Source organism: Mucilaginibacter sp. P2_A5 (assembly GCF_056404995.1).
Window position 1 is genome coordinate 62,495 of the sequence record NZ_JBFUCY010000015.1, and the last position, 16,741, is coordinate 79,235.

General features: G+C 38.4%; 8 protein-coding genes. All 8 read left to right on the forward strand.

Annotation, left to right across the window (positions count from 1 at the left end; all coding sequences use genetic code 11):
- Positions 1–2 precede the first annotated feature (2 nt).
- The 8 genes from rplJ (at position 3) to AC1DXF_RS14680 (ending at position 16,650) form a co-directional block, all read left to right on the forward strand.
- Complete coding sequence (gene rplJ / locus AC1DXF_RS14645) at positions 3–521, forward strand: 50S ribosomal protein L10 (RefSeq protein WP_090642968.1); 519 nt, start codon at positions 3–5, stop codon at positions 519–521.
- Positions 522–583: 62 nt separating this feature from the next.
- Positions 584–967 carry a 50S ribosomal protein L7/L12 gene (gene rplL, locus AC1DXF_RS14650; RefSeq protein ID WP_477364712.1) on the forward strand — a complete coding sequence of 128 codons (384 nt, stop codon included), beginning with the start codon at positions 584–586 and terminating at the stop codon, positions 965–967.
- A 225-nt stretch (positions 968–1,192) separates the two neighbouring features.
- Positions 1,193–4,996, forward strand: a complete 3,804-nt coding sequence (rpoB, locus tag AC1DXF_RS14655; protein ID WP_477449470.1) for a DNA-directed RNA polymerase subunit beta — start codon at positions 1,193–1,195, stop codon at positions 4,994–4,996.
- Between the two features lie 105 nt (positions 4,997–5,101).
- On the forward strand, positions 5,102–9,391 hold the full coding sequence (gene rpoC / locus AC1DXF_RS14660; protein WP_477449471.1) for a DNA-directed RNA polymerase subunit beta': 4,290 nt from the start codon (positions 5,102–5,104) through the stop codon (positions 9,389–9,391).
- Between the two features lie 694 nt (positions 9,392–10,085).
- Complete coding sequence (locus tag AC1DXF_RS14665; RefSeq protein WP_477449472.1) at positions 10,086–12,161, forward strand: right-handed parallel beta-helix repeat-containing protein; 2,076 nt, start codon at positions 10,086–10,088, stop codon at positions 12,159–12,161.
- Between the two features lie 797 nt (positions 12,162–12,958).
- A complete protein-coding gene (locus tag AC1DXF_RS14670; RefSeq protein WP_477449473.1) occupies positions 12,959–13,273 on the forward strand; it encodes a DUF3467 domain-containing protein in 315 nt (104 codons plus the stop codon).
- A gap of 162 nt (positions 13,274–13,435) precedes the next feature.
- Positions 13,436–14,254, forward strand: a complete 819-nt coding sequence (locus AC1DXF_RS14675; RefSeq protein WP_477449474.1) for a polysaccharide biosynthesis/export family protein — start codon at positions 13,436–13,438, stop codon at positions 14,252–14,254.
- Between the two features lie 26 nt (positions 14,255–14,280).
- Positions 14,281–16,650, forward strand: coding sequence for a GumC family protein (locus AC1DXF_RS14680; RefSeq protein WP_477449475.1), 2,370 nt, complete (start codon positions 14,281–14,283; stop codon positions 16,648–16,650).
- Positions 16,651–16,741 lie beyond the last annotated feature (91 nt).

Genomic DNA, 16,741 nt, shown 5'->3' on the forward strand with positions numbered 1-16,741 from the left:
TCATGAATAAAGAAGAAAAATACGACCTTGTTCTTGCCCTTACTGAGCAAATGAAAGAGTACGGTAATTTCTATATTACTGATACCTCTAATTTAACAGTTGCAAAGATCAACGATATCCGTCGTCAGTGTTTCCAAAGCGAAATCACGATGAAAGTGGCAAAAAATAGCTTGATTAAAAAAGCTATGGAAGCTGCAGGTGGCGATTACACTCCAATATTTGATGTATTAAAAGGTTCATCATCAATCCTTTTTTCAAAATCAGCAACTGCTCCGGCAAAGTTGATTAAACAGTTAAGGAAAAAAAGTGACAAACCGATTTTAAAAGCAGCTTATATTGATTCAGCAATATTTATTGGCGACAACCAGATCGATACGTTGATCAAGTTGAAATCAAAAGAGCAGCTGATAGGCGAAGTTATCGGATTATTGCAATCACCAGCCAAGAATGTTATTTCTGCACTGCAATCAGGCGGAAATACTATCGCAGGTTTGGTAAAAACATTACAAGAAAGAGGTTAACTAACACCTTATTAAAGTTAGATAATAATAAACAAAAGCATTAAAAGTAAAATTTAAATAAAATGGCGGATTTAAAAGCGTTTGCTGAACAGTTGGTAAACTTAACAGTAAAGGAAGTAAACGAATTAGCTCAGATCTTAAAAGACGAGTATGGTATTGAGCCTGCTGCTGCAGCTGTTGCTGTTGCTGCTGCTCCGGCTGGTGGCGATGACGCTCCTGCTGCTGAAGCAGTACAAACTGCATTTGACGTTATCCTGAAAGAAGCAGGTGGCGCTAAATTAGCAGTTGTTAAATTAGTAAAAGACTTAACTGGCTTAGGTTTGAAAGAAGCTAAAGATCTTGTTGACAGTGCACCAAAAGAAGTTAAAACTGGTGTAACTAAAGAAGAAGCTGAATCTTTGAAAAAACAATTAGAAGAAGCTGGAGCAGTAGTTGAGGTTAAATAAGTTAACCCAATAAAATATAGCATGAGACTCCGACCTATTTTGGTCGGGGTCTATTGCTGTTTATAAAGGTTTGGATATGAGCCTTAGATATGAGATTATGAGATATGAGTTGTTGCCTGTTAATGTTTAACGGGCTTTCATCTCTGAAAATATTTCCAGTCTCAAATCTCACATCTCAAATCTCACGTCTATCAAAGTTTATTAATAAACTAAAAATTAAACACCTTGGCAAACAACATTAATCAAAGAGTAAACTTTGCAACCAGTAGAAAGGTACTTGATTACCCCGATTTCCTGGATGTTCAGTTACAATCTTTCCAGGAATTTTTTCAATTGGAAACCACCTCAGACAACCGCTATAAAGAAGGTTTGTTTAAAGTGTTTGCTGAAAATTTTCCGATCTCAGATTCAAGGAACATCTTCGTTTTAGAGTTTCTGGATTACTTTATTGATCCGCCACGTTATGATATACAAGAGTGTATCGAGCGCGGATTAACTTATAGCGTACCATTAAAAGCCAAGCTTCGCCTGTCATGTAATGATGAGGAGCACGAAGATTTTGAAACAATTGTACAGGACGTTTATTTGGGTACCATCCCTTACATGACGCCTAAAGGTACATTTGTTATTAATGGCGCCGAGCGTGTAATTGTATCGCAGTTACACCGTTCACCTGGTGTATTCTTTGGCCAAAGCCGCCACACCAACGGTACAAAATTATACTCGGCCCGTGTTATTCCTTTCAAGGGTTCATGGATTGAGTTTGCTACAGACGTTAACAACGTGATGTATGCTTATATCGACCGTAAAAAGAAATTCCCGGTTACCACGTTGCTTCGTGCCATTGGTTATGACTCTGATAAAGATATCTTAGAGTTATTTGAACTGGCCGATGAAGTAAAAGTTAGCAAATCGGGCCTGAAGAAATTCATTGGCCGTAAGCTTGCTGCAAGGGTACTTAAAAAATGGGTAGAAGATTTTGTGGATGAGGATACCGGTGAAGTGGTATCTATCGACCGTAACGAAATCATCCTTGAGCGTGAAACTGTATTAGAAGATGACCATATTGATATGATCATTGATGCTGGCGTTAAAACCATCATCCTTAACAAGGAAGATGCTTCAACCAGCGGTGATTATACTATTATATATAACACTTTACAAAAGGATACTTCAAACTCCGAGAAAGAAGCGGTGGAGCATATCTATCGTCAGTTACGTAACGCCGAACCACCTGATGAGGAAACTGCACGTGGTATTATCGATCGTTTATTCTTCTCGGATAAAAGATATGACCTTGGCGATGTGGGCCGCTACCGCATCAACCGTAAATTGAAATTAAATACCTCTGATGAAACTAAGGTATTAACCAAACAGGATATTATCGCCATCGTAAAATATTTGATCAAACTGATCAACTCAAAAGCCGAGGTGGATGATATTGATCACTTGTCAAACCGTCGTGTTCGTACAGTGGGCGAGCAATTATATGCCCAGTTTGGTGTTGGTTTGGCCCGTATGGCACGTACCATCCGTGAGCGGATGAACATTCGTGATAACGAGGTGTTTACCCCAACCGACCTGATCAACGCACGTACACTATCATCTGTGATCAACTCGTTCTTCGGAACTAACCAGTTATCACAGTTTATGGACCAAACCAATCCACTGGCAGAGATCACGCACAAGCGTCGTCTGTCAGCCCTTGGGCCCGGTGGTCTGTCGCGTGAGCGTGCAGGTTTCGAGGTTCGTGACGTACACTATACCCACTACGGTAGGTTATGTACTATTGAAACTCCGGAAGGACCAAACATTGGTTTGATTTCGTCGCTTTGCGTACACGCCAAGATTAACAACTTAGGCTTTATCGAAACGCCATACAAACGTGTGGTTGAAGGTAAGGTACAGGTTGATGAGCCGGTTATCTACTTATCTGCCGAGGATGAGGATGGTAAAACAATTGGCCAGGCAAACGCGCATTACGATGATAAAGGTGTATTTGCATTACCGAAAGTAAAAGCACGTTTTGAAGGTGACTTCCCGATCATCGAGCCTGAAAGGCTTGATTTAATGGATATTGCTCCAAACCAGATCACTTCTATCGCGGCTTCATTAATTCCGTTCCTGGAACATGATGATGCTAACCGTGCATTGATGGGATCGAACATGCAACGCCAGGCCGTACCATTGTTACGCCCTGAAGCGCCGATTGTTGGTACCGGTTTGGAAGGTCGTGTGGCTAAAGATTCACGTACACTGATCAATGCCGAAGGCGATGGTGTAGTTGAATATGTAGATGCTAACGAAATCCGTATTAAATATGACCGTAACGAGCTTGACCGCCTGATATCATTTGATGGCGATTCAAAAAGCTACCGTTTAACCAAGTTCAAGAAAACCAACCAAAGTACTACCATGAACCTTAAGCCGATTGTTAAAAAAGGCCAAAGGGTATCAAAAGGAGAGGTGCTTTGCGAAGGTTACGCAACACAGGCAGGTGAGCTTGCCCTGGGCCGTAACTTAAAGGTGGCTTTCATGCCTTGGCAAGGTTATAACTTTGAGGATGCGATTGTGATTTCTGAGCGCGTTGTATCACAGGATATTTTCACTTCACTTCACGTTGAAGAGTTTGAGTTGGAAGTACGTGATACCAAACGTGGTGAAGAAGAATTAACACCAGATATCCCTAACGTATCAGAAGAAGCCACTAAAGATTTGGACGAAGACGGTATCATCCGTGTAGGTGCCGAGGTTAAAGAAGGCGATATCCTGATTGGTAAAATCACTCCGAAAGGCGAATCTGACCCATCACCGGAAGAAAAACTGTTACGCGCCATTTTTGGTGATAAAGCAGGTGATGTTAAGGATGCATCTTTAAAAACTCCACCTTCAATTGCAGGTGTGGTTATTGATACCAAATTATTTAGCCGTGCTAAGAAAACGTCGAAAGCCGAAGAAAAAGCACAGTTAGAGAAATTGGATAACAAACATGATAAAGCAGTAAAAGATCTTAAAAATACTTTGATTGAAAAGTTATTTGAGATTGTGAACGGCAAAACATCACAAGGTGTTTACAACGTTTACAAAGAGCTTCATGTACCTAAAGGCGTAAAATTCACCCAGAAAATTTTAGTTGAGCTTAGCTATGAAAATATCAACCCAACTAAATGGACAACTGATGATGATAAAAACGACCAGATAAAAACCTTACTTCATAACTACAACATCAAGGTTAATGAAGAGTTAGGTGCTTACCGTCGCGATAAATTTGCTATCAGTGTGGGTGATGAGCTGCCATCGGGTATAGTTCAAATGGCTAAGGTTTACATTGCTAAAAAGCGTAAGCTTAAAGTAGGTGATAAAATGGCCGGTCGTCACGGTAATAAAGGTATTGTTGCGCGTATTGTACGTGACGAAGATATGCCTTTCCTTGAAGACGGAACACCGGTTGATATTGTGTTGAACCCGCTGGGTGTACCTTCACGTATGAACTTAGGGCAGATATATGAAACCGTATTAGGTTGGGCAGGTAAAGAGTTAGGCATTAAATTCGCTACCCCGATTTTTGATGGTGCAAGCCATACCGAAGTTGAGGAGTGGGTTAAAAAGGCAAACTTACCAGAATCTGGCCGTACCTATTTATACAATGGCTTAACAGGCGATCGTTTTGACCAGCAAACCACAGTAGGTATTATATATATGCTGAAATTGGGTCACATGGTTGATGATAAGATGCACGCACGTTCAATCGGGCCTTACTCATTAATTACACAACAGCCATTGGGTGGTAAAGCCCAGTTTGGTGGTCAGCGTTTTGGTGAGATGGAGGTTTGGGCATTGGAAGCATTTGGTGCTGCTAATATCCTGCAAGAAATATTAACCGTTAAATCGGATGATGTTATCGGCCGTGCCAAAACTTACGAGGCTATTGTTAAAGGTGAAAACCTGCCAACACCATCTGTTCCTGAGTCATTCAACGTATTGGTTCATGAATTAAGAGGTTTAGGTTTAGATATCACATTGGAATAAGGTTAAAGCTTAAAGGCTAAAGGTGAAAGGTTTAAGGCATAATGTCAATAACCTTTTGCCTTTCACCTTTTACCTTTCACCTCAACTTTAAAAAACAAGGAGACTATGTCTTACAAAAAGGATAATAAAATCAAAAGTAATTTCACCACAATTACTATCAGCCTGGCCTCTCCTGAGTCCATTCTTGAGCGTTCAAGTGGTGAGGTTTTAAAACCAGAAACCATCAACTACAGGACCTATAAACCTGAGCGTGATGGTTTATTCTGCGAGCGTATTTTTGGTCCGGTTAAAGATTATGAGTGCCATTGCGGTAAATACAAACGTATCCGTTACAAAGGGATTGTTTGCGACCGTTGCGGTGTTGAAGTAACCGAGAAAAAAGTTCGTCGCGAGCGCATGGGCCACATTAACCTTGTAGTTCCTGTTGCGCACATCTGGTATTTCCGTTCGTTGCCAAATAAAATTGGTTACTTACTGGGCTTACCAACAAAACGGTTAGACTTAATTATTTACTACGAGCGTTACGTAGTTATACAGCCAGGTATTAAAGAAGCAGACGGAATCAACAAAATGGATTTCCTTACTGAAGAAGAATACCTTGACGTATTAGATACCCTTCCAAAAGAAAACCAGTACCTTGACGACAAAGATCCTCAGAAATTTGTTGCCAAAATGGGTGCCGAGGCTTTGGAAGAGTTATTAAAACGCCTTGATTTGGATGAGCTTTCATTTAGCTTACGCCACCAGGCAGCAAACGAAACTTCACAACAACGTAAAAACGAAGCATTAAAACGTTTACAGGTTGTTGAGGCTTTCCGTGATGCAAAAACCAGGATTGAAAATAACCCAGAGTGGATGATTGTTAAAATCGTTCCGGTTATCCCGCCTGAATTGCGTCCGTTAGTACCTTTGGAAGGTGGTCGTTTCGCTACTTCAGATTTAAATGACCTTTACCGCCGTGTAATTATCCGTAACAACCGTTTAAAACGTTTGATCGAGATTAAAGCACCGGAAGTTATTTTACGTAACGAAAAACGTATGTTACAGGAAGCTGTAGATTCGTTATTTGACAACTCACGTAAGGTTAACGCGGTTAAAACTGAAGGTAACCGTGCTTTGAAATCACTTTCGGATATCCTGAAAGGTAAGCAAGGCCGTTTCCGTCAAAACTTATTAGGTAAACGTGTGGATTATTCTGCCCGTTCGGTAATTGTTGTAGGGCCAAACCTTAAATTACACGAGTGCGGTTTACCAAAAGATATGGCTGCCGAGCTGTTTAAACCATTTATCATCCGCAAAATGATTGAGCGTGGTGTGGTTAAAACGGTAAAATCTGCCAAAAAGATTGTTGACCGTAAAGACCCATTAGTTTGGGATATTTTGGAAAACGTATTGAAAGGACACCCTGTATTACTAAACCGTGCGCCTACGCTGCACAGGTTGGGTATCCAGTCGTTCCAGCCAAAACTGGTTGAAGGTAAAGCAATTCAATTGCACCCATTAACCTGTACAGCATTCAACGCGGATTTTGACGGTGACCAGATGGCCGTTCACGTACCACTTGGTAACGCGGCAATTTTGGAAGCCCAGGTATTGATGCTTGCATCGCACAACATTTTGAACCCAGCCAACGGTACACCTATTACTGTACCATCACAAGACATGGTGCTTGGTTTGTACTACATAACCAAAGGCCGTAAAACTGATGATGGACGTGTTGTAAAAGGCCAGGGTTTAACTTTTTACTCATCCGAAGAAGTAATTATTGCTTACAACGAACGTAAAATTGACCTACACGCCTTTATAAAAGTGAAAGCTTTTACAAAAGACCGCGAAGGCAATATTGTAAGCAAAATTATTGATACTACTGTAGGCCGCGTGTTGTTTAACGAACATGTACCTGTTGAAGTAGGTTATATTAATGAACTGCTTACCAAGAAATCATTACGTGATATTATTGGCGAGGTAGTGAAAATTACCGGTATGGCACGTGCGGCCCAGTTCCTTGATGATATTAAGGAATTAGGTTTCAAAATGGCATTCCAGGGTGGTTTATCATTTAACCTGAAGGATATCAATATCCCTGCAGAAAAAGTTACACTTATCGAAACAGCTTCTAAACAAGTTGAAGAGGTTATGGGTAACTACAACATGGGTTTCATTACCAACAACGAGCGTTATAACCAAATCATCGATATCTGGACCCGTATCAACAACCGCTTAACAGCGAATGTGATGGACATCCTGAGCAACGATAACCAGGGCTTCAACTCGGTGTATATGATGCTTGATTCCGGAGCACGTGGTTCTAAAGAGCAGATCCGTCAGCTTGCAGGTATGCGTGGTTTGATGGCTAAGCCTCAAAAATCCGGTTCAGGTGGCGAGATCATTGAAAACCCGATCCTGTCAAACTTTAAAGAAGGTTTGTCGGTATTGGAGTACTTCATCTCAACCCACGGTGCACGTAAAGGTTTGGCGGATACGGCGTTAAAAACAGCTGATGCTGGTTACTTAACCCGTAGGTTGCATGACGTTGCCCAGGATATGATTGTAGGCGAAGTTGATTGCGGTACCTTAAGGGGTATTTACACAACTGCGCTAAAAGATAACGAAGATATTGTTGAGCCATTATACGACCGTATTTTAGGCCGTACTACTTTGCATGACGTTCATGACCCTATTACTGGAGAGTTATTGGCATCAGCAGGTCAGGATCTGACAGAAGAGGTTTCTAAAAAAATCGAAAACTCTCCGTTAGAAGGTGTTGAAATCCGTTCGGTATTAACTTGCGAAAGCAGGAGAGGTGTATGTGCGTTATGCTATGGCCGTAACCTTGCAAGCGGTAAACGCGTGCAAAAAGGTGAGGCTGTTGGTGTAATTGCTGCACAGTCTATCGGTGAGCCAGGTACACAGTTAACGTTACGTACATTCCACGTGGGTGGTACCGCGTCAAACATCGCGGCTGAATCACAGATCAACGCTAAGTTTGATGGTATCATCGAATTTGAAAATGTACGTACGGTTGAATTCAATACTGCCGAAGAAGGCAAGGTTGATGTGGTACTAGGCCGTTCGGGCGAGTTCAGGATTGTTGAGCAGGGAAGCAATAAAGTAATTGTTACCAACAACATCCCTTACGGTTCATACCTGTATGTTAAAGATGGTGCCAAAATCACCAGAGGCGACAGGATTTGTTCATGGGATCCGTACAATGCGGTTATCATATCTGAATTTGCAGGTTTAACCCAGTTTGAAGCTGTATTAGAAGGTATCACTTTCCGTGAAGAATCTGACGAGCAAACCGGTCACCGCGAAAAAGTGATCATCGATACCAGGGATAAAACTAAAAACCCTGTTATCCAGATCACTGATACAAAAGGTAACGTAATTAAAGGATATAACATCCCGGTAGGGGCTCACATTGCTGTTGAAGAAGGCGAGAAACTACAAACCGGACAGGTTATTGCTAAAATCCCTCGTTCAACTGGTAAAACCCGCGATATCACCGGTGGTTTACCACGTGTAACCGAGTTGTTTGAAGCACGTAACCCATCTAACCCGGCTGTAGTAACCGAAATTGATGGTGTGGTAACCTTAGGCGGTATTAAACGTGGTAACCGCGAAATGACCATCGAATCAAAAGATGGCCAGATCAAGAAATACCTTGTTCCATTGTCAAAACACATCCTTGTACAGGATAACGACTTTGTGAAGGCCGGTATGCCGTTATCAGATGGTTCAATATCTCCTGCAGACATCCTGGCTATTAAAGGCCCGGCTGCGGTACAGGAGTACCTGGTAAATGGTATACAAGAGGTTTACCGTTTGCAAGGTGTGAAAATTAACGATAAGCACTTCGAGGTTATCGTTCACCAGATGATGCAGAAAGTAGCGATTGAAGATGCAGGCGATACCCGTTTCTTAGAGCGTGAAGCTGTTGACAGCTGGGATTTCATGAACGAAAACGATGAGATATTTGACAAGAAAGTTGTTGTTGAGCCAGGTGATTCAACTACATTAAAAGCCGGTCAGATAGTATCATTGAGAAGGCTACGTGATGAGAACTCGATTTTGAAACGTAAAGATTTAAAATTGGTTGAAGTGCGCGATGCTATCGCAGCAACATCAAGCCCGATACTGCAAGGTATCACCAGGGCCTCGTTAGGTACCAAATCGTTTATCTCTGCCGCGTCGTTCCAGGAAACTACCAAAGTACTGAACGAAGCAGCTATAGCAGGTAAAAAAGACAACATGCTTGGCTTGAAAGAAAACGTTATTGTTGGTCACTTAATACCTTCAGGCACAGGTTTACGCGAATACGAAAATATCCGTGTAGGCTCGCAGGAAGAGTTTGACCGCTTAATGGCATCAAAAGCCGAAGAAGTAGAAGCATAAGTTTTTATAAATGACGAAAAACGGCCGTATCATAAGTCAAATGATGCGGCCGTTTTGTTTTATGACTATTAATTCGATGATAACCAGTTGTTTATAATGAACTAAACATTTGCAATTAACTTCGCTAAGTCTTTGCCAATTCAATTTCCTTTTCACTTTAAAATCCTGCATAAACGTGTCAAAGTTTGTGATTCTATCTTCCGGGTTTTGAACATATCGGTTATGCATGTTTTAATATGAATCTATCGTAATATCCGAAACTGAAACAATAGGAGTATCGATCCGAATAGGGTAACGCTCAGAAAGGTATTTACGGACAATCAATAAGGCAATGCTAATATGAACAGTTAACCAATGTATTTTAAAAAGGATGCTATAAGAAGGGATAACGAATATCGAAAACCTGTTTTAATGCTCTTACTTTCAATATTATTATTGTTTAATGAATATCCTATGAACGTACTGTAGCTAAATTAACGTAAAGGGAAACAACACCTTGCTTCTTACTCAAATTAATAGTTAAAAATTAAGATTTACTCAGTGCAATATTAAACTATTTAAGCTGTTTCTTGTTTAAACACTATTGATGTGTCTGAATAATGGATTGTTCAGTATCTGTTTATTTATTCAGCTCAAAGTTTATTTCGATTTAGGAAGATTGCAAAGTGCAGACGGAATTATACAAATATTTATTATGAAAAATTCAAACGTGTTTAGGGAAGTTCTAAGTAAGAAAATCAGACTAGGATTGTTTTACTATTTGATATTAACAATCTTTATAATCTGCTCAAGCTTTGTATTAAACCTGAACAGCATTAATTATAAATTTTTTGGCGTCGGAGATACTTATTATATAGACCCGGCTGGTAATGACTCAAACAATGGCATGTCGCCAGGTACAGCATGGAAAACTATAGCGAAGGTTAATTCTTTTACTTTAAAACCCGGAGACCGGGTTTTGTTAAAAAGAGGAGGGAAGTGGCATGAACGCTTAATTCTTTTGTCTTCAGGTTCAGCTAAAAGTCCAATTGTTATTAGCTCGTACGGAGATGGGGGTATGCCGGTAATTACTGGCTTGGTAGAATTGAAAGGCTGGACGGCAAAAGGCGGAGGAGTGTGGGAAACTAATTGTTTGTCATGTAAAGTAGGGATTAATATGGTTACGCTTAATAATAAAGTGCAACCAATGGGAAGATATCCGAATATTAATACTGGCAATAATGGGTATCTCACCATTGATTCGCACGTAGGAAATACAAGTATTACGGATAACAATCTTAATACTCCGGCAGATTTTACCGGCGGCGAAGTAGTAATACGAAAAAATCACTGGATCATCGATCGTAGTCTAATAACCAATCGCAATGGTAATACTATAAGCTATAAATCTGGATCTCATTATGATGCAACAGACAAATTTGGCTATTTTATTCAAAATCATCCTTCTACCCTTGATAAAATGGGAGAATGGTATTTTAATCCTTCAACAAAGAAAATGCTTATGTATTTTGGATCTGCCGGGCCTAATGGGTTTGTTGTACAGGCTAGTACTATTGATACATTAGTTACGCTTAACGATACGAAGAACATCACCATTAAAAATATTGTAATTGAGGGGGCTAACGAAAGCGCACTAATAGTCAACCGGGCAAGTGGTATAATTTTAAAAGGATGTAATATTGTTTATTCGGGAGGTAACGCCATAACAGCAACAAATGTAAATGACTTTACCGTAGATAGCGGAAAAATTGCCGAAACGTTAAATAATGCTTTTACATGCCCAACATGTTCACATACGTCTATAACTAATAATACCATTATAAATACCGGATTAATTCCGGGAATGGGAAGAAGTGGAGAAAGTACTTACAATGCGATAAACATTTGCAATGCCAATAATACAAGCGCAATTGTAAAATTTGGCAGTAATAATCTGATAGCATATAATAGAATAAGCAACACGGGTTACCTGCCTGTTAATTTTAATGGGGACTCGATAATTATAAAAAATAATGTTATTGATCATTTTGCTATAAATAAAGACGATGGCGGCGGCATATATATATGGACAGGTCCGAATAATCCTGAATATACAGGCAGGAGAGTTTTAGGAAATATAGTTTCATATGGTATGGAAGCCCGGGACGGTACTGATCATGGAAGATATCAATCACAAAGTACAATGCCCTGGACAGCTAATGGTATCTATATTGATGATAATGCTTCAAATATAGAGATAAAGGACAATACTCTATTTAACAATAATGGCAGTGGCATATTTATACACAATGCAAAAAAAATTAATGTTTCAAATAATGTTATTTATAATAATCATGTGCAATTGTTCATGGCTCATAGCAGCAATTTTGTTAAAAGTGTTGTAAAAAATAATTTGATATCAGACAACATATTGGCCTCAAATGATTCATCACAGTCTATTGGCGATTTTAGGGCTATCGATAATGATGAAATTGAACAGATGGGTTCATTTAACAATAATAAGTATATACATTCAAAGTCGGGTAAGGGTATTAATTTGACGGCGCAGAACAAATCACTTAAAACGTTAAATGTAGCCCAGTGGAAACTTAATCATAGTAATGATACAGATGATCAAACTGCAGGCGGCCCATTTATTTTAAAATACAACGACACAAAATCTACCAAAGTAATTCATCTTGATGGAACTTACTTCGATACAAACAAAATAATGTATACGAATACCATTACGTTGAAGCCGTTTTGCTCAGTCATATTAAGAAAAAAGTAACCCCAGGTAACAAGGCGATATTCGTCTCTTTCTATTATAATAAGAATCGAGGAAGGTTATCAAATAAACTGTTACAGAAGGCTGTCTCAAGAAAATATGGAGTCGATTTTAGCTTTACGATTCGATTGGGCAACAACACAAGTTCGCGGGAAGGTTTGTGACTTAAACCTGCATTTACTCAAAACACTTGATTCAGCTTATAGCATAAACAATACTACAGACCTGGACTGAAGTTCCAGAAAGCGGCTGGAGAATACCTGGTTGGGTAACAAATCATGAAGATGTGGTTGCGTAAAATGAAATAAAAGGATTTTAAGTTAATGAATTGACTGCAGTAGAAAATTCGATCGTAAGCGTAATACCCTGCTGTTATTGGTCGGCTTTCCTGTTGCATTTACCTTAAGAACGATTCCAGTTCCTGGGCTGTTTCTTTGCAAAAACCATCAACGTTTACAAAAAATTCTATAATTTAACCTTTGAACATTAGGTTTAAATGGTTGCAAATAAATCTATTGCCGGCTATTTATAAAAGAAAATTATTTGCTCCTTTTTTTCAATACGTGCTTATCCCGGCTCATGTTATCTAACAGACCAGATAGATTATGCTCATTGTAGTTCTATCACTCTCTCGGTTAGTTATTCGGTCAAAATTTTTTGCTGTATTCCTAATATATTTTCTTTTTTCAAACTTTATATGCTTTCTTTTGTTCAGTCATTTCCAAACTTAATCTACATTAATTTAAAAATTAAAGTATTAATCGATAATCAAATTACTAGACAGATATTACCTTAGATTTATGAACGACGAACAAAACGAGGATCAATTGAATATCGAGCTTTCAGAAGAAATTGCAGAAGGCATATATTCAAACCTGGCTATTATTTCTCATTCAAGCGCTGAGTTCGTGCTTGATTTTATCCGTGTTATGCCGGGGGTGCCAAAAGCGAAAGTGAAAACAAGGATAATTTTAACGCCTGAACATGCTAAACGGCTTTTATCTGCGCTTGAAAATAATATTGAAAAATTTGAGGCGACGAACGGCAGAATTAAAATTCAGCAGGATCATTCTGGCTTTACAATGAATTTTGGCGGAACAATGGGACAGGCCTAATTTTTTAATTATTAATATTAAAAAGGTGCTTTGATTAGCGAAAAAATTATATTTTTGCTATACCATTGAAAAAAAGTCAATAACTAGTTTTAATTTTTAAAAAAAGTGGCTATATTGCAACCATTATTTATAGCTTAATTAAGCTCAAATAATTACATATTTATGAAAAGACCCTACCTGAAAAATCTTTGCCATTGTATTCCGATATATTTCTTGTTTCTGTTTATTACCTCCTGTTCTTCTTCAAAAAACATTAAATATTTTCAAGATATTTCTGATACAGCTAAGGTAACAGCTATTCCTGCTATTCCATTTGCAGCACCCACGATACAGCCAGATGATATTTTGACAATTACGGTTGTTACAGTTGATCCTCTTGCTAGCCAAGTAATTAATATGGGAAATATTCCCGGGTCTGCCAACAGTTCGCTTTCTGTTAATCCAGCGATGACTCCTCAACAAATTATTGCCGGTTATTTAATTGATAAAAATGGAAATGTTGAATTACCTGTTTTAGGTAAATTAAAGTTGGCCGGTTTAACAACAACTGAAGCGAAAGGTGTGATTCAAGCTAAAGCGGCTACATTTTTTAATGATCCTACAGTCAGCGTACGTTTTGCCAACTTTAAAATCAGTGTAACCGGCGAAGTTGGGCGTCCTTCTTCGTACGTTGTTCCAAATGAAAAGGTGAGTTTGCTTGATGCGCTGGCCATGGCTGGTGATATAACTATTTATGGTAAAAGAGAAAATGTGCTATTGATCAGAGAAGGAGACGATGGTAGTAAGTTAGCATATCGTTTTAATCTGAATAATTCCAATATTATGAAATCACCCTATTTCTATTTAAAGCAAAATGATGTTATTTACGTAGAGCCTTCTAAATCAAAAGTAGCTGCAAATGATATTGCCCAAACACGCAATATAACTATAATTAGTTCAGCGTTATCGGTATTGATTGTTTTATTAACCAGGTTAAAATAGATTAAATGAGCAACCATAACACGAAAATGGGAAAATTTAATACAGAAGAGGAAAGCTTAGATTTTAAAGAAATAATAGGTAGTGTTTTATCAAATTGGTATCTCTTTGTTTTAGGAGTTATCCTTTGCTTGGGGCTTGCTTTTTTATTTATACGTTATTCAACACCAGACTATATAATAGATGGTAAATTATTGGTTGATGATGATAAAAAGAATCCAACTTCTTCAGCTTTAAATTCGATCGTTGATTTCTCAAGTATTTTTGATCTACCGAGTAATGCTCAGAATGAGCTTGAAATACTAAAATCAAGGTCATTGATGACCGCGGTTGTTCATCAACTACAGTTGAATGTTACTGTTTTTAAGAAGGGAACAATAAGATCTGTTGAATTGTTCGACGAATCTCCCTTTGATATTATAATAGATAACTCAACTGATACCATTGGAGATGCAAAATATATATTTGATGTATTAGATACCCATCATTTTAGATTGAGAAACAGCAAGGCGGATGTGGATATAAATGGCACATTTGGAACGGTTATAAAGCTTGATCAATACAATATAGTATTTAAGAACAATTTGAAGCCTTTAATACCCGGTTCCGAGTATCTTATAGTAGTTCAGGCTCCTGAAACTAAGGTTGAAGAACTCGGCGAAAAATTTGATGCAACCCTATCAGATAAACAAAGTACAACCATAAATTTAACTTTTAATTATCCAAACTCCAGGAAAGGTGAGGCAATTATGCAGCACCTCATTGATCAATACATGTTGGATAATCTGAATAATAAGATTCGGATACTGGATAGCACACTTGTGTTTATTGATAACCGTTTAGTAGGAGTTGGCAGAGATCTTTCTGGTGTCGAGAAAAAATTAGAGGATTTTAAAAAGGAAAATAGTTTGGCTGATGTTGATGAGCAATCGAAGGCATTGGTGCAAAGTGCCAAAGATTTAAACAGTAAGTTAACCGATGCAGATATTCAGTTAACCATTATACAGGATCTTGAAAAATATATACAAAATCCAGGTAACAGAACAATAATTCCGAGTACTTTAACTGTGCCGGACCCGTTGTTCGCAGGTGCTATAGAAAAATATAATGAGTTACTATTGGAGCGCAGCAAACAAACTATATCTTTTAAAGAAAGCAACCCAATTATTGTTAATATTGATAGTCAGATTGAAGGGATACGGCAAAATCTGCTTAAAAGCTTTGCAGCCTATAAAAAAGGCCTGCAGGTTACACGGAGCCAATTAAATACTCGCAATAATGCTTTCAATAGTCAAATAAAAGGTGCTCCTGCTACAGAGCGGATATTCTTAGATTATTCACGCCAGCAAAATTTAAAACAGGAATTGTACCTGTACCTGATGCAGAAAAGAGAAGAAACAGCGATTTCAAAAACCTCTACCTTTTCGACTACAAGAATTATAGACCGCGCTAAAAGTGCAATTAAACCTTATAAACCAAATAAGGGGTTTATATTTGCTGTAGGAGCAATATTAGGGCTTTTATTGCCTGCAGCATATCTATTTATTAAGGATAGCCTGAATATTAGGATTATAACAAAACAAAATGTTGAACGTGAAACCGATATTCCAATTGTTGGCGAAATCGGAAACAACATAGAACAAAACAACTTGGTTGTAGATTCAAATTCGCGTTCAATAATTTCTGAGCAGTTTAGAGGCTTGCGTACTAACCTTCAATATTTATTAAAAAGTGGCGAACCGCAGGTATTGGTTCTTACTTCAAGTATGAGTGGTGAAGGGAAATCTTTTATATCATTAAACTTAGGTACCGCTTTAGCCATAACCGGTAAAAGAATTGTGTTTATAGAATTGGATTTGCGAAAACCCAAGCTTTCTGCAAATATCGGAATGGATAATTCCAATGGCTTTACAAACTACATAGTTTCAGAAAGCAACTCTCCCGAAAGTATTATTAAGCCTACTTTTTTTCACGAAAACTGCTTTATAATATCGTCGGGGCCTATTCCACCTAACCCTTCTGAATTGATATTAAGCCAGAAGTTGGACGTATTGATAGCTACATTAAAAAAACAGTTTGATTTTATAATTATTGATACTCCACCAGTTGGTTTGGTTTCTGATGCGTTATTGATAGAGAAATTTGCGGATGTAGTGTTGTACGTTGTACGGCAAAATTACACGTTTAAATCACAAATTGGAATTATAAACGATCTCAAGGAAACTGGTAAGATAAGAAGGCCCTATTTGGTTATCAATGATATCAAATCGAAAAAGGCTGGTTATTATGGAGGTGGTTACGGGTACGGATATGGGTACGGATATGGATATGGGTACGGATATTCTGTTGATGTTCAGAAATCAAAAGCGGAGTGGTTCAGAAATTTATTTAAAAAATAATTACGGAAATAGTTAAATATTCCCAATCGTCATTAAGTTATATATTGGAGGATACACGGTAGGTTTATCACTTAGTACGATAAGAAGATAT